Origin of the sequence: Kutzneria kofuensis, from assembly GCF_014203355.1 — a bacterium.
In the GTDB taxonomy this organism is placed as follows: domain Bacteria; phylum Actinomycetota; class Actinomycetes; order Mycobacteriales; family Pseudonocardiaceae; genus Kutzneria; species Kutzneria kofuensis.
In genome coordinates, this window is the sequence record NZ_JACHIR010000001.1 from 5,499,099 (window position 1) to 5,524,967 (window position 25,869).

Below are 25,869 nucleotides of genomic sequence, written 5' to 3' on the forward strand. Positions count from 1 at the left end.
TGACGAAATCAGACACCGCAGGCTTTGGCGCCGCCGGTGAAGCCGGTGCGGAAGGCGAGGACACGGGCGAAGCCGGTGGGGAGGGCCTTGCCGGTGGTGTCGCGGGAGCCGTAGTCGTAGCCGAGCAGGACGCCGACGGACTTGTCGAGGTCGCCGGGGGAGAGCTGCACGGTCTTGCTACGGCCAGGCACGGAGCCGGTGTACGCCCCGGCGAGGCAGACGGCGGCCTGGCCGGCGGCAGGGGAGTCAGTGGGCTTGCCCAGGGAGGCCAAGGCGGCCAGGGCGTAGCGGGTGGCGATGAGAGTGCCGGCGGCGTAGTCCCCGATGCCGGACACGAGGGTGGGAATGGTGCCCTTGGTCGAGAGCAGGACCGCCTTGGTGTCGGGGCAGAAGGCCACCGGGCCCTGGTCGCCGGCAGAGCAGGAGACGGGGCCGTCGGTCTGGGTCAACTTGGGCGAGGACCACCGAGAACCGGCGAGCTGGCCGAAGTAGGCGTTCAAATCCGGCACGAGGGCGGCGACGAGATCGGACAGTGGGATGTTGCCGCCGCGCTGCTGGTCGCCGAGGCTGGTGAAGGTGCGCTGGGTGAACTGCCGGTTGGCGACGGTCATCCCGGCGCAAAGCTTGGGCCCCTGCTGGTAACCGTCCTGAAAGGCCGACACGCGGTCGAAGGCGTCGCCGTGGGCCCCGTCCTCCGAGGAACTGGTGCCGACGGGGTCGCGGAAGGTGGCGAGGGCGCCGATGGCCTTGTCGAGCTGCGAGGCGGTGATCCGCAGGTGCGGGGCCTTGCCGTCGGCGACGGAACGGACGAAAGCGCCGGAATAGCAGTCGGCCATGGTCTCGATCAGGATCGTCGGATACCGGTCGGGGTCGGCGCGTTCCATGGCGGCGGTGGGCGAGGTCCGGCTCTGCACGGCATGCCCCATCTCGTGCGCCAGCACGACAACCACGGCAGCGTCGCCGAACTTGTCCCGCAGCACGGGCAGCAGCGCGGCGCGGTCCCACGCGACGGAATCCTTGGCGGGACAGTAGAAGGCGTTGCCCTCGACGTCGGACGCGGCGTCGGTGCACGGCGGTGCGGAGCCCTTGTCGGCGGTGGTGTCCACGGAGTACACACCGCCGGTCAGGTCCTGCCACTGCTTGCCGAACACCGCCGGGAAGTTCTGCTTCCAGAAGGCCTGCACGTCGGCGATGGTGGACGCCGCGATCCGGTCGGTGGTGCCGTTGTCGGTGCCCTGCACGAAGCTGGGGGCCACGCCGGCGCCGACGAGCACCGGGTCGGCGGTCACCGGCTCGGCGACGCCGGCCACGCTCGCGCACCCGGCCGTGACCAGCACGGCCGCGAGAGCGGCGACAACAGTTCCACGCACTCGACCAGTCTGCCGGACGCCGCCGAGTATCGTTGCCCGGCAAGGGGGTCACTCATGGACACGAAGACGCGCGGCGACGGGCCCTTGCTGCTTCTGCTGCACGGCGGCGGGGGCGACGTCACCAGCTTCGACGCGGTGCTGGACATCCTCGCCGAGCACTACACGGTCGTCACGTACACGCAGTGCGACGGCGGCCCGGTCGAGCGGGCCGACGAGGCGGCCCGGCTGCTGGCCGACCTCGGGGCCAGCAAGGCGTCGGTCTTCGCCAGCAGCGCCGGCGCGATGGTGGCGCTGGATCTCGTGGCGCGGCATCCGGAGCGGGTCGGCCTGCTGGTGGCGCACGAGCCGCCGGTGGTGTCGCTGCTGCCCGACGCGGACGAGCTTCTCCAGGCATTCCACGACCTTGTCGGCAAACCGGACTCCGGCGTGCGGTTCGTGCGGCTGACCGGCGTGCTCGGCCCGGTGGACGAGTCGATGGTGCTGGCCGCTGGCGAGCACATGCGGGTGGACGCCAACATGGGCACCTACCTCGGCTGGCAGCCGGATCTGGCCGCGATCCGGGACGGCGAGGTCAAGGTCGTGCTCGCGGCGGGCAAGCAGGTCGCGGGCTCGATCCCGTTCCGCACGGCCGAGGCCGTGGCCGACGCGGTCGGGGCGCCGATGGTGATCTTCCCCGGCAACCACTTCGGCTACGCGCCGCTGCCGGGCGTCAACGACCCGGCGGCGTTCGGCCGGACGCTGGTGGATCTGCTGAGGTCTCAGCTCTCCAGGTAGCGCAGCACCGCCAGCACCCGGCGGTGCTCCGTGCTGGTCTTGGGCAGCCCCAGCTTGTTGAAGATGCTGGCCACGTACTTCTCCACCGCCCCCTCGGTGATCACCAACCCCTCGGCGATGCCGGTGTTGGACCGCCCCTCGGCCATCAGGCTGAAGGCCTCGCGCTCACGGGGCGTCAGCGTCGCCAGCGGGTCCCTGCGCCGGCTCCGAGCCACGATCTGCGACACGACCTCCGGGTCGAACACGGTCCCACCGGCGCCGACCCGGTCCAGCGCGGACAGGAACTCCTCCACGTCGGCGACCCGGTCCTTCAACAGGTAGCCGACGCCGTTCAACGCCCCGGTGATCAGGTCGGAGGCGTAGCGCTCCTCGACGTACTGGGACAGCACGAGCACCCCGGTCTCCGGCCACTGCTGCCGGATCACCAGCGCCGCCCGCAGGCCCTCGTCGGTGTGGGTCGGCGGCATCCGCACGTCCACCACGCACACGTCGGGCCGGTTGTCGGCGACGGACCGCAGCAGCTTCTCGGCGTCGTCCACGGCGTCGACGACCTCGTGGCCGTTCTCGGTCAGCAGCAGCGTCAGGCCGTGCCGCAGCAGCACGGCGTCCTCGGCGATCACGATTCGCACGGCAGCTCCAGGCTCACGGTCGTCGGCCCACCGGCCGGGCTGGTCACGGTCAGGGTGCCGTCCACGCCTGCGGCCCGATCGGCCAGGCCGGCCAGCCCGGAGCCGCCGGCCAGCACGGCGCCGCCGACACCGTCGTCGCCGACCGACACCCGCAGCAGCCCGCCGGCCCGGCGCACGATCACCCAGGCCCGCGAGGCCCGCGCGTGCTTGGCGATGTTGGTCAACGACTCGGCGATCATGAAATAGGCGATGGACTCGGCGGTGCGGCCGGGCCGCTCGGCCACGTCGAAGTCGATCGACACGGGCACCTCGGAGCGGGCGGACAGCGCGGACAGCGCGGCGTCCAGGCCCCGGTCGGCCAGCACCGGCGGACTGAGGCCGCGGGTGAGCTCCCGCAACTCGACGATGGCCTCCTTGGCGCTGTGATGCGCCTCCTCCAGCAGCGCCCGCGTGGCCTCGGGGTCGGTGTCGTACTTGCGCTTGGCCCGGCCGAGCAGCATCGCCAACGCCACGAGCTGCTGCTGGGCGCCGTCGTGCAGGTCCCGCTCGATGCGCCGCCGCTCGGTCTCGGCGGCGGCCATCGCGTCCTCGCGGCGCTGCTCCACCTCGAACACCCGGGCGGCGAGCTGCTCGGCCGACAGCTGGCCAAGGTAGCGGCGGGCCAGCCCGAGATGCCAGCTCAGCATCCAGCGCACGGCGTACGGCACGGCCGGCGTCAGCAGCGCCAGCAGCAGCACCGGCACGCTCTCCCAGGCCTGGTCCGCATGCAGGTAAGGCCGGTACATGGAGTCGATCGCGGCGCCGATGAAGTAGAAGGCCCCCGCTATCAGTGCGACCGGCGGACCCAGCCAGCAGAGCACCGTCAGCGCCCCGGTCAGCAGGGCCACCGGCAGCCGGACCAGCTGGTACGCCATCAGCCGCCACGATGAGCGATCGACCACCAGCTTGCCGAACAGCGGCAGCAGCGAGCCGCCGCGTGCCCGCGGTCCCAGCGCCAGCGGGATGTCCACGCCGAGCACGGCTCGGTGCCAGCTGACCTCCAGCCGGGCGCAGCCCTCCAGCGCGTACGTGGTGCCGATGAAAGCCAGCACTCCCAGCGGCAATGTCAGCAGCAACAGCAGCAGCACGAGCCAGGCGGACGCGGTGCCGTTCGCCTGGATCGGACCGGCGATCTCGGCCGCCATGAGCAGCGCCGGGACCGGTGTCACCACCAGTGCCAGGCCGACGAGCAGCACGAGCGTGTTGGCCACGCTCCAGAAGATGGCGCCGAGCAGGTGCAGGGTGGCCCGCCAGGTCCGCGCTTCCCCCAGCGGTCTCAGTAGCAGCGCGTGCAGCCTCCCCATCACGTTTCGCAGCCTACGGACGGGTGGGCGGGCGGTATATCCGGTTAACCCCCGTAACTAGGCGTCGAACAGGGCACTCACCGACTCGCCGTTGTGGATGCGCCGGATCGCCTCGGCCATGGCCGGCGCGATGGACAGCACGGTCAGCTTCGGGGTGCGCTTCTGCGGCGCGATCGGCACGGTGTCGGTGCAGACGATCTCCTTCACGCCCGGCATGTCGCCGATGCGCTTGATCGCCCCATCGGCGAACAGGCCGTGCGTGCAGGCCACCCGGATCGAGCCGACGCCCAGTTCGTGCAGCCGCTGGATCAGCTCCACCACGGTGCTGCCGCGGGCGATCTCGTCGTCCAGCACGATCACGTCCTTGCCGGCCACGTCGCCGATGATCGAGCTGATGCTGACCTTGTCGTCGGCGAAGCGCTGTTTGGCGCCGGCCGCGACGCCCACGCCCAGCAGCCGGGCGAACGCGGCCGCCGGCTTGGCGTTGCCCAGGTCGGGGGAGACGACCACGGCGTTGGACAGGTCGGTGCCGCGGAAGTGGGCCGCCAGCTCGCGCAGCGCGTGCAGGTGGTCCACCGGCACGCTGAAGAAGCCGTGCACCTGCGGCGAGTGCAGCGTCATGGTCAGCACGCGGTTCGCGCCGGCGGTCAGCAGCAGGTCCGCGACCAGCCGGCCGCCGATGGAGACGCGGGGCATGTCCTTCTTGTCGCTGCGCGCGTACGCGTAGTGCGGCAGCACCACCGTGGTGCGGGCCGCCGACGCGCCGCGGGCGGCGTCCAGCATGAGCAGCAGCTCGACCAGGTTCTCCTGGGTCGGCGGCACCAGCGGCTGGATCAGGAACACGTCCCGCTCCCGGCAGTTGGCCTGCAGCTGAACCTCGATGCAGTCGTTGGCGAACCGTTCGACCCGCACCGGGCGTAGTGGAACACCGAGGTGCGCGCAGATGTCGGCCGCGAGGTCGGGATGGGCGCTGCCGCTGAAGACCGCGATCTCATGCACGTGAACGGATGCTACCCAAAGGCGAATCGATCTGAGGTGAACCGTTCGACGGTTTCGACGGTAGTACCCCTGCGAACGTGGTTCAGACCATAACGACGACAGGAGACGCCGCAATGTCCTGGATTGCCGATATGAGTCCCAGTCGCAAACGCGCTGCCGTCCTCGGCACCGCGGCCGCGCTGGGCGTCGCCGTCGTGCTGGGAGGTGGATTCGCGATCATCTCGGGGACCAGCCACGCGGCCAACGCCCCGACCGAGAACTGCCAGGGCCTCGACCAGGCGCTGCAGAACAACCTGAACTTCATCGCGCAGCAGAAGGCCAACCCCGACGCGCAGTCCGCCGCTCGGATCGCCAACCGCCAGGCGGTTGTCGACCAGATCCAGCAGCGCCGCCAGGCCGCCGGCTGCACCAACAACGTCACCGCGGGCGACGCCAAGAAGGGCGGCAGCGGCGAGAACTGCAACGGCCTGCAGAAGGCGTTGCAGAACAACCTGAACTTCATCGCGCAGCAGAAGGCACATCCCGACGCCCAGTCCGCGGCGCGCATCGCCAACCGCCAGGCCGTGGTGGACCAGATCGAGCAGCGGCTCAAGGCCGCCGGGTGCTCGGACAACGGCAACGGCAACAACAACGGCTGCCCGACCGAGACCGCCGCGCCCCCGACGACGACCACCACCACCACCGACAACAACGGTGGCATGGGCATGGGTGGCAACAACGGCATGGGCAACGGCATGGGGTCGGACAACAACGGCATGGGGTCCGGCAACGGCATGGGTGACAACAACGGCATGGGCTCCGGCAACGGAGGCATGGGCGCCGACAACGGGATGGGCAACGGCAACAACAACGGCATGGGCCACGGCAACAACGGCAACATGGGTAACGGCAACAACAACGGCATGGGCAACGGCAACGCCGGCTGCGACAACGGCGGCACCGACACCGCCGACCCCACCGCCACCGCCGACCCGACCGACACCAACGGCGCCGACGCCGGCACCGCCGCCAACCAGGTCTGCAAGGGCTCCACGGTGACGCTGTCCGGCGAGAGCGGCACGGCCGCGGCCTCCAGCAACCAGTTCCCGGTCGGCACCAAGCTGAAGGTCACCAACCTGGACAACAACAAGTCCATCACCGTGCCGGTGACGTCCACCTCGGGCAGCTGCGTGCTGCTCAACAACGACGCCTTCAACCAGATCCACGAGCAGGGCAAGCAGCTCATCCGCCACGCGCTGATCCAGAAGGTCGGCTGATCCACAACCCGTTCACGAAACACACGAACGGCCCGAACCCGGTCCCAGGAGCCAGGTTCGGGCCGTTCGTCGTGGACTAAGCCTCCGGGGCCAGCCAGATCACGCCGGCCGGCGGCAGCTGCACCACCGCCGAGGCCGGCCGCCCGTGCCAGGGCTTGGCCCCGGCGACGATCTCGCCCTGGTTGCCCCAGCCGGAGCCGCCGTAGACCTCGGCGTCGGTGTTGACGACCTCACGCCACACTCCGGTGGACGGCAGGCCGATCCGGTAGTCCCGGTGCGGCCCGCCGGAGAAGTTGGCCACGCAGGCCAGCATCGAGCCGTCCTCGCCCTGCCGCAGGAACGACAGCACGTTGCCGGCGGAGTCGTTGGCGTCGATCCAGGAGAAGCCGTCCGGCGAAGTGTCCAAAGTGTACAGAGCGGGGCTCTGCCGGTACGCCGCGTTGAGGTCGCCGACCAGACGCTTGACGCCGTTGTGCAGCGGCTCGTCCAGCAGCGGCCAGTCCAGCGACCGCTTCTCCGACCACTCGTCGATCTGGCCGAACTCGCCGCCCATGAACAGCAGCTGCTTGCCGGGATGGGCCCACATGAACGCCAGCAGCGAGCGCAGCCCGGCCGCCTTGTTCCAGGCGTCGCCGGGCATCCGGCCCCACAGCGACCCCTTGCCGTGCACCACCTCGTCGTGCGACAGCGGCAGCACGAAGTTCTCGCTCCACGCGTACATCAGCGAGAAGGTCATCTCGTTGTGGTGGTAGGACCGGTGTATCGGGTCGTGCGACAGGTACCGGAGCGTGTCGTGCATCCAGCCCATGTTCCACTTGAAACCGAAGCCCAGCCCGCCCAAGTGCGTCGGTCGCGTCACGCCCGGCCACGCGGTGGACTCCTCGGCGATCATCATGATCCCCGGGTGCCGCCGGTACACGGTGGCGTTGAGCTCCTGCAGGAACTGCACGGCATCCAGGTTCTCCCGGCCGCCGTGCACGTTGGGCAGCCACTGCCCCTCGGGCCGCGAGTAGTCCAGGTACAGCATCGAGGCCACGGCGTCGACCCGCAGCCCGTCGACGTGGAACTCCTCGATCCAGTACAGCGCGTTGGCCACGAGGAAGTTGCGCACCTCGTTGCGCCCGAAGTCGAACACGAACGTGCCCCAGTCGGGCTGCTCGCCGCGGCGGGGGTCGGCGTGCTCGTACAGCGGGCTGCCGTCGAACCGGCCGAGCGCCCACTCGTCCCGAGGGAAGTGCGCCGGCACCCAGTCCACGATCACGCCGATGCCCCGCTGGTGCAGGTGGTCGACGAAGAACCGGAACTCGTCGGGGGAGCCGAACCGCGGCGTCGGCGCGTAGTACGACGTGACCTGGTAGCCCCACGACCCGGCGAACGGGTGCCCGGCCACCGGCAGCAGCTCGACGTGGGTGAAGCCGGTCTCCAGCACGTAGTCGGCCAGCTGCTCGGCCAGCTCCCGGTAGTTCAGGCCCTGCCGCCACGAGCCGAGGTGCACCTCGTAGGCGCTGACCGGCCGCTTCGACCACTCGCTGGCCTCACGCTCGGCCAGCCAGTCGTCGTCGTTCCACTGGTACGCCGACTTGTACACGACCGACGCGGTGGCCGGCGGCACCTCGGTGGCGAACGCCAGCGGGTCGGCCTTCTCGTGCCACGCCCCGTCCTTGCCCAGCAGCCGGAACTTGTACTTGGTGCCGACGGGGACCTCGGGCAGGAACACCTCCCACACGCCGGAGGAACCCAGCGAGCGCATCGGCGTGCCACGGCCGTCCCAGCCGTCGAAGTCGCCGCACACCCGCACGCCCTGCGCGGTCGGCGCCCACACCGCGAACGACGTGCCCTCCACCGGTCCGCCGGGGGTGTCGTAGCGGTGATGATGAGCGCCCAGCACCTCCCACAGCCGCTCGTGCCGGCCCTCGCCGATCAGGTGCAGGTCCAGCTCGCCGATCGTGGGCAGCCACCGGTACGGGTCGTCGGCGATCACGACGTTGCCGTCGCCGTAGTCGACCTCGTACCGGTAGTCGCTCGGCGGCTCCGGCACCAGGCCGGCGAACAGGCCGCCCTCGACCGGATCCAGCTCGAAGCGCTTGTCGCCGACGAGCACCGACACCGAGCGGGCGCCGATGCGCAGCGCCCGCACCACGGTGCCGCCCGGGTGCGAATGCGCCCCCAGCACGGAGTGCGGATCGTGGTGCGCACCCCCGAGCAGCCGGTCCACCTCGTCCTTGGCCGGTGCGATGCTCGTCACGGCTTCTCAGTCCTCTCCGGCGGTGATCCTCGCGATGGACGCCAGCGGCACGGTCAGCCAGTCCGGCCGGTTCCCGTGCTCGTACGCCACCTCGTACACGGCTTTGTCCAGTTCCAGCGCGCGCAGCAGCGGCCCCTGCTCGCGGGGGTCGGCGCCGACCTCCGCGTAGCCGTCGCAGAACGCGTCCCGGTTGCGTGCGGTCCACTCCCGCGCCCGCACCTCCAGCTGGTGGTCGGCCGGGTTCCCGACCAGCAGCTGCTGCGCGGCGTAGTCGAACGACCGGAGCATGCCGGCCACGTCCCGCAGCGGCGAGCGCAACGCGTTGCGCTCGGCCAGCGGCGCCGCCGGCTCGCCCTCGAAGTCGATCAGCTTCCACCCGGTCGCGGTGCGCAGCACCTGGCCCAGGTGCAGGTCGCCGTGGATGAACTGCACGTCCACCACGGACGGCCCGTTGCGGGCCTCCTCGAACACGGCCCGTAACGCCGGCTCGTACCGCGCCAGCTCCGGCACGTCGGCGAGCACGGTGTCCAGCCGGCGGTGCATCGCCTGCACCGCCTCGTAGAGCCGCTCCGGCCCCTCCTGCCCGCCGCCCAGCGCCCGCCGCAGGTCGGCGTGCACCTCGGCCACGGACTGGCCCAGCCGGAACGACTCGCCCGCGAAGTCGCCGCCGACCTCGGCGGCGTGCAGGTCGGCCTCGGCCATCAGGTCCCGCACCGACGCGGTGGCCATCGCCCAGCCCTCGGCCGCCCCGGACAGGAACTCCTGCAGGATGCCCAGCACCACGAACTCGTCGGTGATCGCGCCCAGCGGCCGGGCGATGTGCTTGCAGCCCACCGACTGCAGCGCCCGGTGCAGCTGCAGGTCGGGGTTCGGGCCGACGACCACCCGGCGGAACAGCTTGAGGATGTAGTCCTGGCCGTAGATCACCGAGGTGTTGGACTGCTCGGCGCCGACCGGCCGGGCCCGCTGGCTGGGCACGATCTGGGCACCGGGCTCGGGGGCGAAGTGGATGCCGCCCACCCAGGTGTCCTCGGCGATCAGCTCCAGCAACCGGCGCATCAGCTCGGTGTCGTGCACAGCCTCGTAGTAGACGAACCCGTCCACCTCGCCGATCCTCGCGTGCGCGAGGTGCTCTGGCAACTCCCGGCGCCGGCCCACCAGCAGCTGGTACTCCCCGTCGGGGGTGCGCAGCACCGCGTGCACCAGCTTCGGGTCGCCGTCCAGCAGCGTCACCGCGTCGCGGGTGGACACCTCGGACAGATCTCGGTTCTTGCCGCCGAACCAGCGCTGCTCGGGCAGCCAGCGCAGCAGGGCGTCGGACAATGGGGTCAGTTCGGTCACGGAGCCTCCCCGCCCTCGGTCTCGGGGACCAGTTGAAACCAGTAGAAACCGTGTCCCGGCAGCGTCAGCAGGTACGACAGCTCGCCGATCCGCGGGAACCGCACGCCGCCGGTCAGCTCCACCGGCACCCTGCCCCGGTACTCGGACAGGTCCAGCTCGACCGGCTGCGGGAACCGGGACAGGTTGTTCACGCACAGCAGCACGTCGTCGTTCCACCGCCGCAGATAGGCCAGCATGCTCGGGTTGGACGAGCCCAGCTCGGTGAACGTGCCGAAGCCGAAGGCCTTGTGCGCGGTGCGCACCTCCAGCATGCGGCGCGTCCAGTTCAGCAGCGACGAGGAGTTGTTGATCTGCGCCTCGACGTTGATGCCCTGGTAGCCGTAGGTGGCGTCGGCGATCACCGGCAGGTAGATCCGGTTCGGGTCGCAGCGGGAGAAGCCGGCGTTGCGGTCCGGCGTCCACTGCATGGGCGTGCGGACGGCGTCCCGGTCGCCCAGCCAGATGTTGTCGCCCATGCCGATCTCGTCACCGTAGTACAGCACCGGCGAGCCCGGCAGCGACAGCAGCATCGCGGTGAACAGCTCCTGCTGGTTGCGGTCGTTCTCCAGCAGCGGGGCCAGCCGCCGGCGGATGCCGATGTTGGCCTTCATCCGCGGGTCCTTGGCGTACTCCGCGTACATGTAGTCGCGTTCCTCGTCGGTGACCATCTCCAACGTCAACTCGTCGTGGTTGCGCAGGAAGATGCCCCACTGGCAGCCGGACGGGATCTCCGGCGTCTGGGCGAGGATCTCCGAGATCGGGAACCGGGACTCGCGGCGCACCGCCATGAACAGCCGCGGCATCAGCGGGAAGTGGAACGCCATGTGGCACTCGTCGCCGCCGGCGTCGGCGTCGCCGAAGTACTCCACCACGTCGGCCGGCCACTGGTTGGCCTCGGCCAGCAGCACCCGGCCCGGGTACTCCACGTCCACCACCTTGCGGCAGCGCTTGAGGAAGTCGTGCGTGCGCGGCAGGTTCTCGCAGTTGGTGCCCTCCTCCTCGAAGAGGTAGGGCACCGCGTCCAGCCGGAAGCCGTCGATGCCGAGGTCCAGCCAGAACCTCAGCACGTCGATCATCGCCTCCTGGACCTCGGGGTTCTCGTAGTTGAGGTCCGGCTGGTGGCTGAAGAAGCGGTGCCAGTAGAACTGCCCGCGCACCGGGTCGAAGGTCCAGTTGGACGACTCGGTGTCGACGAAGATGATGCGCGCGTCGGAGTAGCGGGAGTCGTCGTCGCTCCACACGTAGAAGTCGCCGTACGGGCCCTGCGGGTCGGTGCGCGAGGCCTGGAACCACGCGTGCGCGTCCGAGGTGTGGTTGAGCACCAGGTCGGTGATCACCCGGATGCCCCGGCGGTGGGCCTGGTCGAGCAGGTACACGAAGTCGTCGACGGTGCCGAACTCGGGCAGCACCTGCCGGAAGTCGCTGATGTCGTAGCCGCCGTCACGCAGCGGGGACGCGTAGAACGGCGGCAGCCACAGGCAGTCGACGCCCAGCCATTCCAGGTAGTCCAGCTTCTCCGCGAGCCCGCGCAGGTCGCCGGTGCCGTCGCCGTTGGAGTCGGCGAAGGCGCGCACCAGCACCTCGTAGAAGACGGCGCTCTTGTACCACTCGGGCTCCCGCGGAGCCTGTCTTGCCGTGCCGAAGTCGTCCGCACTCACCTCAACGAGGTGGCCGTCCTCGGTGAACTCGTTCCCCGGGATGTCGGTTCCCCCCGAAAGTCCAACGCTGTGGGGAGCGTCGGGCATCGTCGCCACCACCCCTCGTCCATGGTCGGCTAGCCCCGCCCCCGGTGACTACCCGGGGCGGAGCCGCGCTATTCGTGCTGATCAGGTTTACTTGCGAGAAATACTGATGACGTGCGCGACGGCACGCCAGGGTTCGAGCCGGACGAAGTTGGCCTGACCCCAGTCCCAGGTGTCGCCCGTGACCTCGTCGTGAGCGGTGAACCGCTCGTGCCAGTCGAATCCCAGCTCGGGAAGATCCAACCAGAGCGTGCCCTGTTGGGCGTTGTTCGGGTCGAGGGTCACCACCACTACCACCGTGTCGCCGGTGGTCGGGTCCGTCTTGCTGTACGCGATCAGCGCGTCGTTGTCGACGTGGTGGAAGAACAGGGTGCGCAGCTGCTGCAGCGCCGGGTGCGCCTTGCGCAGCTGGTTCAGCTTGGTCAGCCACGGCTGCAGCGACCGGCCCTCCAGCAGCGCGGTGTGGTAGTCACGGGGCCGCAGCTGGTACTTCTCGGAGTCCAGGTACTCCTCGGAGCCCTGGCGCACCGGCTCGTGCTCGTACAGCTCGTAGCCGGAGTAGACGCCCCAGGTCGGGGACAGGGTCGCGGCCAGCGCGGCCCGGGTGGCGAACATCGCCGGGCCGCCGTGCTGCAGCGACTCGTGCAGGATGTCCGGTGTGTTGACGAACAGGTTGGGCCGGCCCTCGTCGGCGTGGTTGAGCCAGTCGACCATGAAGTCGATCAGCTCCTGCTTGCCGGTGCGCCAGGTGAAGTAGGTGTAGGACTGGGTGAAGCCGAGCTTGGCCAGGCCGTACTGCCGGGCCGGGCGGGTGAACGCCTCGGCCAGGAACAGCACGTCCGGATAGCGCCGCTTGACCTCCCAGATCAGCCAGTGCCAGAAGTCCGGCGGCTTGGTGTGCGGGTTGTCCACTCGGAAGATCCGCACGCCCTGCTCGATCCAGTGCGTGATCACCCGGTTGATCTCGGCGTACAGGCTCCGCGGCTCGTTGTCGAAGTTGAGCGGGTAGATGTCCTGGTACTTCTTCGGCGGGTTCTCGGCGTACGCGATCGTGCCGTCCGGCAGCGTCGTGAACCACTCGGGGTGCTCCTCGACCCACGGGTGGTCCGGCGCGCACTGCAACGCGAAGTCCAGCGCGACTTCCAGGCCCAGCTCGTCGGCGCGGTGCAGGAAGCCCTTGAAGTCGGCCAGCGTGCCCAGCTCCGGGGCGACCGCGTCGTGGCCGCCGTCGCGGGAGCCGATCGCCCACGGCGAGCCGACGTCGTCCGGGCCGGCGTTCAGGGTGTTGTTGGGGCCCTTGCGGTTGACCCGGCCGATCGGGTGGATCGGCGGCAGGTAGACCACGTCGAAGCCCATCTCCGCGACCCGGTCCAGCTCGCGGGTGGCCGTGACGAACGTGCCGTGCACCGGCTTGCCCGTTTCGTCCCAGCCGCCGGTGGAGCGGGGGAAGAACTCGTACCAGGAGCCGTAGAGCGCCCGCGTGCGGTCCACCCAGATCTTGTGGACTTTGCCACGTGTGAGCAGCTCTCGGACCGGGTACTCGCGCATGATCCTGTCGACGTGGTCGGAGAGCGCGGCGCCGACCCGGTCCGGCAGCGGCCGTTCACCGTCGCGCAACCCGGCGGCCACCGCGAGCAGCAAGTCCTTGTCGTTGCGGCGATCCGGGCGCTTGCCCACCCGCTCCACCAGCCGCGCGCCGAGTTCCAGGTCGTTGGCCAGCTCCGCGGAACCCTGGCCTGCCGCCAGTTTCTTCTCCACCGCCGAGCGCCAGGTCGCCCACGGGTCGCTCCAGGCGTCGATGCGGAACGTCCACGCGCCCTCGGCGTCCGGGACGATCGTCGCCACGAAGCGGTCCAGGCCCGTGCCGTGCTCGACCATGCGGGTCTGGCGGGCCACCTTGTCCTTCGGGCCCTTCCAGGTCACGGTCGCCGCGACCGCGTCGTGGCCCTCGCGCCACACCGTCGCGCCGATCGGGATGTGTTCTCCCACAACGGCTTTCGACGCATATCGGCCGCCACTGACCACCGGGGTGATGTCGTCGATGCCCAAACGTCCACTCATCGCCCACGCCCCTAGGTCGCCGCCGCCCGCGCCCATAGTGTGCCTTGGCCGGCCTGGTTCCAAACCACCGGGTGATCGTCCGTGACTGTTGATCGTGACTCCGACCGTGACCCGATGTGCGAAGGCTAGCGTCCGGGCGGATCATCAGCCACCGCTGGGAGAATTCTTCATGTTCACTGGGGCAGGTCGTTTGCTCGCGGCCACACTTCTCGTCACATCGTTCACGGTGGCCGCCGCGCCGAGCGCGTCGGCTGCGGTCTGTGTCTGGACGAGAACCGCGTTACCCACCACGGGTGACCGCACCGCCGGTGACGTCACGGGCGGCAACGACGGCGGCGTACTCGTTGGTAACACGTACAAGCCGAACCCGATCTTCGCCGGCAGCGGCCCGAAGTACGGCGCCGTGTGGTCCGGCGGCAAGCTCGTCGCGTCCGCCGCCGACCCGGGCACCCAGTTCAGCGGCATCAACAACGCCGGCACCGTCGTCGGCTTCACCATCGACGCCGACGGCCACAGCCACGCCGCCACGTTCTCGTCGACCACCGGCGCCGCCACCCCGCTGCCCGTCGATTCGAGTTGGATCAACACCACCGCCGACGCGATCAACACCGCCGGCGACATCGCCGGCACCGCCGACTTCGGCGGCAGCTCCCACGTCGTCGTCTGGCACGCCGGCGGGCACAAGGTGCTGTCCCAGTCCTCGTCCCGGCTGGACCTCGTGCACGGCATCGACGACCAGGGCCGGGTGCTCGCCGACATCGCCCTGCCGGCCGCCGACAACGAGCTCAGCGGCGTCGTCTGGGACGCCTCCGGCGCCCGCCACGTCCTGGCCGGCGTCGACTCCCAGACCTGGCACACCACCTTCGCCATCCGTGGCGGCCTCGTCGCCGGCTCCTACGACGAGGCCCAGGCCGCCCTGTGGAAGGTCGACGGCACCCTGAGCAGCAAGATCGCCGGCGGTACCAAGGCCGAGGCCATCGGCGCCACCGGCACCGTCGGCGGCCAGGCCTATGACACGGCGGCCCAGAAGTACAGCACCGTCCTGTGGAAGGCCGGCACGGTCATCGCCACCCTGCCCACCAACTCGATCACCGCCGGCGTCGTCGTCGTCGGCCCCGACGACCACACCGCCGCCGGCTCGGAGTACGGCCGCACCTGGGGCGGCGGCCCCTCCGACCTCCCCGTCACCTGGCACTGCATGTGAGCTAGCCGCCGGGGGGACTCCACCTGAGTGGCTCATTTTCGCTTGGCCGCCACCTGAGCCACTCACGTGCCCCCGCCCGTCGCACGTGAGTGGCTCAGGTGGGGCTGGGGGCGAAATGAGCCACTCACGTGGGGGGCTTCCCGCCACCCCGGGGCTGCAAAGTTTTGCAAGATCTCTGTGAAAGTTGCAGGGGCGGCGGGGGGCGGTTATAAGGTCGCCCCCCGTGAGAGCACTCCGCCGGTTCACCGTCCGCGCCAGTCTGCCCGAGCCGCTCGCCGCGCTCGGCCGGCTGGCGACCAACCTGCGTTGGACGTGGCACCCGCCGACGCAGGAGCTGTTCGCCGCGGTCGACCCGCAGGCCTGGCAGCGCGCGGGCAACGACCCGCTGGCGCTGCTGCGCGACCTCCCGGCGGCGCACCTGGAGCGGCTGGCGGCGGACGAGGCCTTCCTGGCCCGGGTCCGGGCCGTGGCCGACGACCTGGACCACTACCTCACCGCTCCGCGCTGGTACCAGACCCGCGGCGAACAGACGGAGCTGCCGGCGACGATCGGGTACTTCTCGATGGAGTTCGGCGTCACCGAGGCGCTGCCGAACTACTCGGGCGGCCTGGGCGTGCTGGCCGGCGACCACCTGAAGGCGGCGTCCGATCTGGGCGTGCCGCTGATCGGGGTGGGCCTGCTCTACCGCTCGGGCTACTTCCGCCAGTCGCTGTCGCTGGACGGCTGGCAGGAGGAGCACTACCCGGTCCTCGACCCCCGCGGCCTCCCGCTCGAACTCCTCACCGACGCGGCGGGCACGCCGGTCCAGGTGCACGTGAGCGTGCCGGGCGACCGCACGCTGCACGCCAGGATCTGGCGCGCCCAGGTGGGCCGGGTGCCGCTGCTGCTGCTCGACTCGAACGTCGACGAGAACGACGACGACCTGCGCGGCGTCACGGACCGGCTCTACGGCGGCGACCAGGACCACCGGATCCGCCAGGAGATCCTGGCCGGCATCGGCGGCGTCCGGGCGGTCCGCGTCTACTGCGAGCTGACGGGCACGCCGCAGCCGGAGGTGTTCCACACCAACGAGGGCCACGCGGGCTTCCTGGGCCTGGAGCGCATCCGCGAGCTGGTGACGGACCAGGGCCTGGAGTTCGACCAGGCGCTGGCCGCCATCCGCGCGGGCACGGTGTTCACCACGCACACCCCGGTCCCGGCCGGTATCGACCGCTTCCCGGTCGACCTGGTCCAGCACTACTTCGGCGGTGACCGGCTGCTGCCGGGCGTGCCGATCGAGCGGGTGCTGGCGCTGGGCGCGGAGGAGAACCCGGGCCTGTTCAACATGGCCCACATGGGCCTGCGGCTGGCCCAGCGCGCCAACGGCGTCTCGAAGCTGCACGGCGAGGTCAGCCGGGGCATGTTCGGCGGCCTCTGGCAGGGCTTCGACGCCGACGAGGTGCCGATCGGCTCCGTCACCAACGGCGTGCACGGCCACACCTGGGCGGCGCCGGAGATGACCAAGCTGGAGCCGGAGCAGCTGACCGACTCCGTGCTCTGGGAGCTGCGCTGCGGCCTGCGCGGCAAGCTGGTCGACGAGGTCCGCCGCCGGGTGCGCGCCTCCTGGCTGCAGCGCGGCGCGTCGGCGCTGGAGCTTGGTTGGACGGACTCGGTGTTCGACCCGGACGTGCTGACGGTCGGCTTCGCCCGTCGCGTGCCCACGTACAAGCGGCTCACGCTGATGCTGCGCGACCCGGAGCGGCTGCGCGCCCTGCTGCTGCACCCGGAGCGCCCGGTGCAGCTGGTGGTGGCCGGCAAGTCGCACCCGGCCGACGACGGCGGCAAGGCGCTGATCCAGCAGATCGTCAAGTTCGCCGACGACGCCGGCGTGCGGCACCGCATCGTCTTCCTGCCGGACTACGACATGTCGATGGCCCGCTACCTGTACTGGGGCTGCGACGTGTGGCTGAACAACCCGATGCGGCCGCTGGAGGCGTGCGGCACCTCGGGCATGAAGGCGGCCCTCAACGGCGGCCTGAACCTGTCCATCCGCGACGGCTGGTGGGACGAGTTCTACGACGGCAAGAACGGCTGGGCGATCCCGACCGCGGACGGCGTGCCCGACCCGAACCGCCGCGACGACCTGGAGGCGGCGGCGCTGTACGAGCTGCTCCAGGCCCAGGTCGCGCCGCTGTTCTACGACCGCGGCGAGGCCGGCGTGCCGACCCGCTGGATGTCGCTGGTCCGGCACACGCTCACCGAGATGGGCCCGCAGCTGCAGGCGGAGCGCATGGTCCGGGAGTACGTGGAGACGTACTACGCGCCGGCCGGCTCCTCCGCGACGGCGGTGCGCGCCAACTCGTTCCAGGGGGCCAAGGAGCTGGCCGTCTACAAGGCACGGATCCGCTCCGCGTGGAACCGCGTGCAGGTGACGTACACGGACCTGTCGGTCAACGGCGCGCACGCCCCGGTGGTCGGCCAGCCGGTGACGGTCCGGGCCAGGGTCGACCTGAACGGCCTGTCGCCGTCGGACGTCGAGGTGCAGGCGGTCATCGGCCGTGTCGCCGATTCGGGTGAACTCTCCGAGGTGGTCACGGCGACCATGACGCCCGGCATGGACGGCGCCTACCAGGCGGAGCTGGCCCTGCCGCACGTCGGCTCCGTCGGCTACACCGTCCGCGTGCTCCCGCACCACGAGCTCCTGGCCACCCCCGCCGAGCTGGGCCGAGTGATCCTCGCTTAACCCCGGCGAGTCACGCTCTCAGACACACCGAATGTAAGAAACGGGCAGGTCCTCCTCGCTTCCCGGGTGCGAGGAGAACCTGCCCGTTTCGGTGCCGGGAGCGCCACCACTCCCGGCGGTAGCCCGCTCAGCCGCGCTTGATGCTGAGCGGGTACACGTTCTGGTCGGCGCGATCCGCCGCCTGCTCGGCCGACAGCGCGGCGAGCACCGCCAACCCCTGGTACAGCGGCATGTGGTCGGTGGCCACGCACGTCGGCCCGCACACCCGCACGGTGACGTGCACGGCCTCGCCCGGCGCGGCCGGACGGGGGATCGGCGTGGCCGCCACCATGGCCGCCGTCACGGGGCGACCCGATCGGGTGTAGACGCGGGTCCGCACGTGGAACGCGATCAGGCCGACGACCGCGCACGCCGCCCACCACACCGGCACCGCCGCCAGCTGCTCCCACGGCACGGACCGGGTGAAGCCGGCGCCGACGCCGGCCTGCATCGAGCCGTACATCGGCAGGAAGCGCACGAGGTCGTTGTCCGACCCGGCGTTGACCACCGGCGACTCCAGCCCGACGTCGATCAGGCTGATCATGATGATGGCGAACATGCCCTCCAGCTCGCCGCGCAGCAGCACGCCGAGCACGATGCCGATGCCGCCGTACGTGACCGCCGCGGTGAACATGCCCAGTGCGAACAGCCACAGCTGCTCGGGATGCCAGAACACCCACACCATCGCCGTCGTGTACGCCGCGACCACGACCGAACTGGCCGTCAGCGCGGTCACCTTGGCCGCGAGCAGATGCGGCCGGGGATAGCCGGCCGCCACCAGCCGCCGGTCGAACGGGCCCGAACGGTAGGTCACGCTGAACATGAGGAAGCCCACGATCAGCGTGACGGCGTTGAGCCCGCCGGAGATGAAGGTCAGGTGCTGCCCGTTGACGTGCAGTTCCTCGCCCGTGTCCCGGTACCGGAACGGCAGCGGGCTCTCCGACATCATCAGGTCGATCAGCGTGATCCAGACCGGCACGAACACGGCGACCAGGACGATCGCCAGCCGGTTGCGGGCGTGCTCGATGAGTTCGAACCCGGTCGCCGTGCGGTAGAACCTCCGGCCGATGCTCATCCGGCGTGCGCCTCCACGGGCATGGGCGTGACAACCCCGTTGGCCAGCCGGTAGCCGGTGTCCAGGCGGTCGATGTCGTGGCTGAGGTGGGAGATCACCAGCAGCGAGCGGCCGGTGTCGCGCAGTTCCCCGGCCAGTTCCCAGAAGTGCAGGTAGGTCTCCCAGTCGAAGCCCTGGTACGGCTCGTCCAGCAGCACCACCGCCGGGTCGTGCATGAGCGCGATGACCAGGTTCAGCTTCTGCCGGGTGCCGCCGGACAGCGACTTGACCCGGCTGGCCCGGTACTGGGTGAAGTTCAGCCGTTCCACCAGCTCGTGCGCCCGGTGCAGGTCCTCGAGCTGATAGGCGCGCTGGAAGTAGCGCAGGTGCTGGGCGACGGTCAGCGAGTCGTTCAACACGGTTCGTTGCGGGCAGTAACCGAGCCTACCTCGTGGTATGACCCATCCGTGGTCCGGTTTCAGTTCTCCGGCCAGAATTCGCAACAGCGTGGTCTTGCCGGCGCCGTTTTCGCCGACGATTCCGGCCAGCTCGCCACGCTCCAGTGTGAAGTCCACGCGGTCGAGCACCTGCCTGCGGCCGAACGCCTTGCGCACGTCGGCCACATAGAGCGTGGAGTTCTGTGAGGACACCTCATCACTGTCCGTCCGGGACCGGTTTCCCGCAAGTTGACCTGCGCTGACCGGCCCACTGTCGGGTGATCTTGGCAAGTTGCGGTTGTTGCTCGGTCAACATCGGCTCATGCTGCGATGAACGGACTCGCATGGCCGTCCGAATTGGATTCGCATTTTTCGCCACGGCCGGTCGTGCCAATTCCTGCGAGGGAGTGACCGGCGTGGTGCAGCTCGCGCGTGAACCGATTGCCGTCATCGGTATGTCCTGTAGGTATCCCGGTGGGGTCGATTCACCGGAGCGTTTCTGGCAACTGCTCGTGCAGGGCCGCGACGTCATCCGAGAAGGCCCGCACGGTCGCTGGGACGTGGACGCCTTCTACGATCCGGACGTCGACGTGCCCGGCCGCTGCACTTCGCGCTGGGCCGGCTACTTCGACGACATCACCGGCTTCGACGCCGCCTTCTTCGGCATCTCGCCGCGCGAGGCCACGACCATGGACCCGCAGCACCGGCTGATGATCGAGCTGGCCTGGGAGGCACTGGAGCGGGCGGGGCTGCCGCCGCGCGACCTCGCCGGCACGCGGACCGGCGTGTTCGCCGGTATGTGCCACTCCGAGTACATCGGCCGGCTGGCCGGCCGGTACGAGGACATCGACGCGTACATGATGACGGGCAACGGCCACTCCACCGCCGTCGGCCGCATCTCCTACCTGCTCGGGCTGAACGGCCCCAGCGTCGCGGTGGACACCGCCTGCTCCTCGTCGCTGGTGGCGCTGCACCTGGCCTGCCAGAGCCTGGCCACCGACGAGTCCGACCTGGCGCTGGCCTCCGGCATCAACCTGATGATCAATCCCGAGACGCCGATCAGCTACTCGAAGTGGGGCATGCTGTCGCCGACCGGCCGCTGCCACCCGTTCGACGCGGGCGCGGACGGCTTCGTGCGCGGCGAGGGCGCCGGCATGGTCGTGCTCAAGCGGCTGGCCGACGCGGAGGCCGACGGCGACGACGTGCTGGCGGTGATCCGCGCGACCGCCGTCAACCAGGACGGCCGCTCGCAGGGCCTGACCGCGCCGTCCGCCGACGCGCAGCGGTCCCTGTTCTTCGAGGCGGTCGAGAGGTCCGGTGTGGACCCGGGTCTGCTCGGCCTGATCGAGACGCACGGCGCCGGCACGCCCGTCGGCGACCCGATCGAGTTCGACTCGATGCGCACGGTCTACGGCACCGGCCGGGACCGCTGCGCGCTCGGCGGCGTGAAGTCCAACCTCGGCCACACCGAGGCCGCGGCCGGCGTGTCCGGGCTGATCAAGACCGTGCTCAGCCTGCGGCACGGCATCATCCCACCGACGCTGAACTTCACCGGCTGGAACCCGCAGATCCACCCCGAGGACACCAGGTTCTTCGTGCCGACCGAGGTCACGCCGTGGCCGGTGCACGACGCCCCGCGGCTGGCCGCCGTCTCGTCCTTCGGTGTCGGCGGCACGAATTCGCACGTCCTGGTGGAGCAGGCGCCACACCGAACATCCCGGCGAACACCCGAGACGGGCCGACCGACCATGATCCCGGTGTCCGCCGCCTCCTTCGAGGTGCTCGGCACCGCCGCCAGCCGCCTCGCGGAATGGTTGCGCGACAACGATGTCTCACTCACCGACGTCGCGCACACCCTCGCCGCCCGCCGCTCCCACAACCTCGCCCGGCTCGCCGTGACGGCCCGGTCCGTCGACGAGCTGGCCGCCTGCCTGGAGGGCTTCGCCGACGGCGAGCCGCAGCCGCAGGTCACCTGCACCACCGCCAAGACCGCCGCCGCCAAGGGCAGCGTCTGGGTGTTCTCCGGCCAGGGCTCGCAGTGGCACGGCATGGGCCGCCGGCTGCTGGCCGAGGAGCCCGAGTTCGCCGCCGCTATCGCCGAGATCGAGCCGCTGGTCATGGCCGAGGCCGGCTTCTCGGTGACGGAGGTGATGTGCGCGCCGGAGATGTCCGCCGAGATCGACAAGATCCAGCCGACGCTGTTCGCCATGCAGGTCGGGTTGGCCCGGCTCTGGCGGTCCGCGGGCGTGGAACCGGCGGCCGTGATCGGGCATTCGATGGGGGAGACCGCCGCCGCGGTCGTGGCCGGCGGATTGTCGCTGGCCGACGGCGTGCTGGTGATCTGCCGCCGCTCCGCGCTGATGAAGCGGGCCTCCGGCCTGGGCACGATGGCTTCCGTCGATCTGCCGGCCGAGGAGTTGGACCTCAGCGGCACCACGGTCACCGTCGCCGTGCAGTCCTCGCCACGGTCCACGGTGGTCTCCGGTGACACCGCCGACGTGGAGCGGCTGGTCGAGACGTGGCAGGAGCAGGGGCAGATGGCCCGGCTCGTCGCCGTGGACATCGCCGCCCACTCCACGCACATGGACCCGCTGCTGGACGAGATCGTCAGCGGGCTCGCCGGCCTGAAGCCGTTGCCCACCACCGTTCCCGTCTACTCGACGGTGCTGGAGGACGCCCGGCAGCCGTTCACCTTCGACGCCCGGTACTGGGCCGCGAACCTGCGTCAGCAGGTGCGCTTCGCCAACGCCGTGCAGGCCGCCGGCGAGGACGGCTACGGCGTGTTCATCGAGGTGTCGCCGCATCCCGTGACGACCTATCCGATGAGCGAGACGCTGCCGGAAGCCGTTGTGCTGCCGACCATGAAGCGCGACTGCGACCCGTCGGAGTTCTTCGGCATCCAGCTCGGCGCCCTGTACTGCGCCGGCACGCCGATCGACTGGTCCCGTGCGTACAGCCAGGGCCGGCTGGTGGACGTGCCGACGTTGACCTGGGACCGCAAGCGGCACTGGATCGACCTGCCGCTGCCGCACCCGGACCTGCAGGTGGCCGGTTCCTCCGACACCCATCCGCTGCTCGGTGTGCACGTCAAGCTGCCGGAAGGCGACGGACGCCATGTGTGGCAGGCGGATCTGGGCACGGCGACGCTGCCGTGGCTGGCCGATCACCGCGTGGACGACGCGATCGTGTTGCCGGGCGCGGGCTTCAGCGAGATGGTGCTGGCCGCCGGCTCCGAGTTCTTCGGCGTGTCGGCGGAACTCGTCGACGTGACGGACCTGCGGTTCGACCGGCTGCTGCCGCTGGGTGAGCACGTCGAAGTGTCCACCGTGCTCACGTCGTTGGCCCCGGACCGGGCGTCCGTGGCGGTGCTGACCAGCACCGAGGACGGGCTGAACTGGGTCACGCACGCCACGGGTGAGGTGCGCCGGCTGGAGTCGCGGACGCCGATGGCCCCGGCGGTTCTCTCCGAACTTGTCGCGGCGCACACGGTTGTCGAGGAGCTGCCGGAGTTCTACGCCGGACTGCGGGCCGACGGCTACTTCCACGGGCCCGCGTTCGCCGGCCTGACCGAGCTGCGTGTCGAGGACGTGGACGGCGGAACGGTGCTGGGCAAGGTGAAGGTGCCGGCCGCCGCCCGGGCCAGCGCCCGCGGCTTCCGGTTCCATCCGGTGCTTTTCGATACGTGTCTGCAGGCGCTCGGTGCCGCGCGGATCAAGGGCCGCCCGGCCGGCGCGCCACGGCTGCTGCCGGCCGGCGTCGCGACGCTGCGGGTGTTCGGCGACCCGGCTCGCGGCGTGTGGTGCGAGGGCCAGGCCGTGCTCGACGACAGCGACGGATCGTCGGCGCTGGGCTGGATTCGGCTGCTGGACGCCGACGGCGCGGTGTTGGTGGAGGCGCACGACATCAAGCTGGTGTCGCCGGAGCGTGAACTCGGGCCGCGCCGGCTGGACCCGTTGTTCCACGAGATCACCTGGCAGCCCGCTCCCTTGCCGGAGACATCCGTGACGGGCAGCTGGCGGATCATCGGCGACGGTCCGCTGGCCGCCGAACTGTCCACGCTGCTGCCCGCCGAGGGCGACGCCGTGACGGGAGTTGTTGTGCTGCCGTCGAATGCCGACGGCATGGAGCAGGTCGTCGACCTGATCGACGTGATCCGCGAGGCCGGCGAGGCGCGGCTGTGGATCGTCACCCAGGGCGGGCAGGCGGTCACCACCGACGAGGACATCAACCTCTCGCAGGCGGCCCTGCGCGGCATCGGCCGCGTCGCCGGCTACGAGCACGCCGAGCTGCGGCTCACGCTGGTCGACCTCGATCCGGCCGACGAGTCGCCGGCTCCGACCCTGGCGCGGGAACTCGTCGCCGACGCTTCGGAGGACGAGGTCGCCTGGCGCGGCGGGGAACGGCTCGTGGCTCGCCTGGTGAAGGCTCCGCTGCACGACGGCACCTGGCAGTTCCGGCCACGTCGAACCGTGCACTACGGACTCGACGGCTTCGCCCTGGACCTGGCTCGGCCCGGCAACCTCGACACCATGGGCCTCGTCGTGCGGCCGCGCAGGGAGCCGGCGGCCGGCGAGGTGGAGATCCAGGTGCAGGCCGGCGCGCTGAACTTCCGCGATGTGCTGCTGGCCATGGGCCTCTACCCGACCACCGACGGCTCGCAGCCGCCGCTCGGCGGCGACTGCGCCGGCGTCGTCAGCCGGGTCGGCCCGGGGGTCCGCCACCTGAAGCCCGGCGACCGCGTGTTCACGCTGGCCAACGGCTCGTTCGCGACCTTCGTGACGACCCCGGCCGACCTGGTGGCGGTGATCCCCGACGGCATGACCGCCGCCGAGGCCGCCGTCGTGCCGGCCGTGTACCTGACGGCCTGGTACGCGCTGGTGCACCTGGCGCGGCTGATGCCCGGCGAACGCGTGCTGATCCACTCCGCCACCGGCGGCCTCGGCCTGGCCGCGATCGCCATCGCCCGCAGCCGTGGCGCGGAGATCCTGGCCACCGCCGGTAGCGAGGAGAAGCGGGCCTACCTGCGGGCACTCGGCATCGAGCACGTGATGGACTCGCGGTCGCTCGACTTCGTGCCGCAGACCATGGCCGCCACCGACGGGCGCGGCGTCGACGTCGTGCTCAACTCCCTGGCCGGACCGGCGTTGCGGGCCGGGCTGGACGTGCTCTCGGTCGGCGGCCGGTTCATCGAGCTCGGCAAGCGGGACATCTACGCCGACACCAAGCTCGGCATGTCCCCGTTCAAGCGCAACATCACCGTCAGCAGCGTCGACCTGGACCTGGTGCTGCGCACCAAGCCCGACCTGGCCTGCACGCTGCTCGGCGAGGTGGCCGAGGAACTCGCCGCCGGCCGGCTGGACTCGTTGCCGCGCAAGGAGTTCCCGCTGGAGCAGGCCGCCGACGCGTTCCGGCTGATGGCCGCCGCCCGGCACATCGGCAAGCTCGTGCTCACCGTGCCGGAGACCGGCTCGACCGTCGCCGTCGTGCCCGAGGGCATCGTGCCGGTCGCCCATGCCGACGGCGCGTACGTGATCACCGGCGGCCTCGGCGGGCTCGGCCTGGAGATGGCGAAGTGGCTGGGCGGACTGGGCGCCGGCCGGCTCGTGCTCAACGGTCGGTCGGCGCCTTCCGTGCACACCGAGGAGGTCATCGCCGGGCTGCGGGCCGGCGGCATCGAGGTCGAGGTCGTCTGCGGTGACGTCTCGGTCGGCGACACCGCCGCCCGGCTGGTCGAGGCCTGCGGTTCCTTTGCGCTGCGGGGCATCCTGCACGCCGCCGCCGTACTCGACGACGGCATGGTCCTCAACCTCGACCGCTCCCGCGTGGAGAAGGTGTGGCGGCCCAAGGTCGACGGTGCCTGGCGGCTGCACGAGGCGTCCGAGGGGCACGATCTCGACTGGTTCGTGCTGTTCTCCTCGGCGGCGTCCATGTTCGGCAACCCCGGGCAGTCCAACTACGCCGCCGCCAACGCCTGGCTCGACGCCTTCGCCCAGTGGCGGCACCATCGTGGACTGCCCGCGCTGTCCGTGAACTGGGGCGCCTGGGGCGAGGCCGGCCGGGCGACCGGCTTCAAGGACCGTGGATTCAGCACTTTGTCGACAAAGGACGGTATCGACGCCCTGACCACGCTGCTCGACCACGAACGCGTCCGCACCGGCGTCTTCGCGTTCGAGGCCGACAGCTGGTTCGCCCTGCTGCCGTCCGTGCTGGACTCCTCGTTCTTCGCCGCGATGCCCCGCTCCGCCCAGGGCGACGCCCCCGCCTCCGGCGGCAAGGTCCGGGCCGAGCTGGCCGAACTGCCGGCCGAGGACCGGCGCAAGGCCATGACCGTCTACCTGGCCGAGCAGATCCGAGTGATCCTCGGCCTCAGCTCCGCCAGCGTGGACGCGGACGTGCCGTTGACCAACCTCGGCTTCGACTCCCTGACGGCGCTGCAGCTCCGCAACCAGCTCGAAGCCGACCTCGCCCTGAAGATCCCGGCAACGGCGGTGTGGACCCACCCCACCCCGGCGGCACTAGGCGACCACCTCCTCGAGCAGCTGGCGCTGTAGACATTTGGAAAGGACCATTCCTCGCACCCAGTGCGAGGAATGGTCCTTTCACAACATCTGAGG

The 25,869-nt window shown here is 70.6% G+C and carries 15 protein-coding genes; 5 read left to right on the forward strand and 10 right to left on the reverse strand.

The window, feature by feature from the left end; genetic code table 11:
- Positions 1-8: 8 nt before the first annotated feature.
- The gene (locus BJ998_RS25520; RefSeq protein WP_312890324.1) at positions 9-1,370 is read right to left on the reverse strand and encodes a neutral zinc metallopeptidase; all 1,362 of its coding nucleotides are present in this window, start codon (positions 1,368-1,370) and stop codon (positions 9-11) included.
- Between the two features lie 54 nt (positions 1,371-1,424).
- On the opposite strand from BJ998_RS25520, the gene BJ998_RS25525 reads away from it, so the two are divergent.
- On the forward strand, positions 1,425-2,144 hold the full coding sequence (locus tag BJ998_RS25525; RefSeq protein WP_184865570.1) for an alpha/beta fold hydrolase: 720 nt from the start codon (positions 1,425-1,427) through the stop codon (positions 2,142-2,144).
- Here BJ998_RS25525 and BJ998_RS25530 read toward each other — a convergent pair.
- The 3 genes from BJ998_RS25530 to BJ998_RS25540 are packed head-to-tail and all read right to left on the reverse strand — an operon-like array spanning position 2,129 to position 5,115.
- Positions 2,129-2,773, reverse strand: coding sequence for a response regulator (locus BJ998_RS25530; protein WP_184865572.1), 645 nt, complete (start codon positions 2,771-2,773; stop codon positions 2,129-2,131). The two genes, BJ998_RS25525 and BJ998_RS25530, sit on opposite strands and share 16 nt — an antisense overlap.
- Entirely contained in the window at positions 2,761-4,116 is a 1,356-nt protein-coding gene (locus BJ998_RS25535; protein WP_184865574.1) for a sensor histidine kinase, read from the reverse strand. Before BJ998_RS25535 ends, BJ998_RS25530 begins: the two co-directional genes overlap by 13 nt.
- A gap of 57 nt (positions 4,117-4,173) precedes the next feature.
- Positions 4,174-5,115 (reverse strand): ribose-phosphate diphosphokinase, encoded by a 942-nt coding sequence (locus BJ998_RS25540; RefSeq protein WP_184865576.1) that lies wholly within the window; start codon positions 5,113-5,115, stop codon positions 4,174-4,176.
- A gap of 131 nt (positions 5,116-5,246) precedes the next feature.
- On the opposite strand from BJ998_RS25540, the gene BJ998_RS25545 reads away from it, so the two are divergent.
- Positions 5,247-6,371 (forward strand): RlpA-like double-psi beta-barrel domain-containing protein, encoded by a 1,125-nt coding sequence (locus BJ998_RS25545; protein ID WP_246488649.1) that lies wholly within the window; start codon positions 5,247-5,249, stop codon positions 6,369-6,371.
- 76 nt (positions 6,372-6,447) lie between these two features.
- Here BJ998_RS25545 and glgB read toward each other — a convergent pair whose 3' ends face one another.
- The 4 genes from glgB to BJ998_RS25565 all read right to left on the reverse strand — a co-directional run bounded on the left by glgB (position 6,448) and on the right by BJ998_RS25565 (position 13,799).
- Positions 6,448-8,616: a 1,4-alpha-glucan branching protein GlgB gene (glgB, locus tag BJ998_RS25550; RefSeq protein ID WP_184865578.1), complete on the reverse strand. Its 2,169-nt coding sequence runs from the start codon at positions 8,614-8,616 to the stop codon at positions 6,448-6,450.
- A gap of 6 nt (positions 8,617-8,622) precedes the next feature.
- Complete coding sequence (locus tag BJ998_RS25555) at positions 8,623-9,957, reverse strand: maltokinase N-terminal cap-like domain-containing protein (RefSeq protein WP_184865580.1); 1,335 nt, start codon at positions 9,955-9,957, stop codon at positions 8,623-8,625.
- Positions 9,954-11,741, reverse strand: a complete 1,788-nt coding sequence (treS, locus tag BJ998_RS25560) for a maltose alpha-D-glucosyltransferase (protein ID WP_184865582.1) — start codon at positions 11,739-11,741, stop codon at positions 9,954-9,956. Before treS ends, BJ998_RS25555 begins: the two co-directional genes overlap by 4 nt.
- An 87-nt stretch (positions 11,742-11,828) precedes the next feature.
- Positions 11,829-13,799: a maltotransferase domain-containing protein gene (locus BJ998_RS25565; protein ID WP_184865584.1), complete on the reverse strand. Its 1,971-nt coding sequence runs from the start codon at positions 13,797-13,799 to the stop codon at positions 11,829-11,831.
- Between the two features lie 169 nt (positions 13,800-13,968).
- Here BJ998_RS25565 and BJ998_RS25570 point away from each other — a divergent pair, with 169 nt between their 5' ends.
- Together BJ998_RS25570 and glgP are read left to right on the forward strand one after the other, a co-directional pair.
- Positions 13,969-15,003, forward strand: coding sequence for a hypothetical protein (locus tag BJ998_RS25570; protein WP_184865586.1), 1,035 nt, complete (start codon positions 13,969-13,971; stop codon positions 15,001-15,003).
- 223 nt (positions 15,004-15,226) lie between these two features.
- Positions 15,227-17,725, forward strand: a complete 2,499-nt coding sequence (gene glgP, locus BJ998_RS25575; protein ID WP_184865588.1) for an alpha-glucan family phosphorylase — start codon at positions 15,227-15,229, stop codon at positions 17,723-17,725.
- Positions 17,726-17,852: 127 nt separating this feature from the next.
- Here glgP and BJ998_RS25580 read toward each other — a convergent pair whose 3' ends face one another.
- Together BJ998_RS25580 and BJ998_RS25585 are read right to left on the reverse strand one after the other, a co-directional pair.
- A complete protein-coding gene (locus tag BJ998_RS25580) occupies positions 17,853-18,839 on the reverse strand; it encodes an ABC transporter permease (RefSeq protein WP_184865590.1) in 987 nt (328 codons plus the stop codon).
- Positions 18,836-19,468, reverse strand: coding sequence for an ABC transporter ATP-binding protein (locus BJ998_RS25585; RefSeq protein ID WP_184865592.1), 633 nt, complete (start codon positions 19,466-19,468; stop codon positions 18,836-18,838). The genes BJ998_RS25580 and BJ998_RS25585 overlap by 4 nt, the downstream gene beginning before the upstream one ends.
- A 203-nt stretch (positions 19,469-19,671) precedes the next feature.
- Between BJ998_RS25585 and BJ998_RS25590 the strand changes: the two genes are divergently transcribed.
- Positions 19,672-25,806, forward strand: coding sequence for a type I polyketide synthase (locus BJ998_RS25590; protein ID WP_221338123.1), 6,135 nt, complete (start codon positions 19,672-19,674; stop codon positions 25,804-25,806).
- The last annotated feature ends 63 nt before the right edge of the window (positions 25,807-25,869 follow it).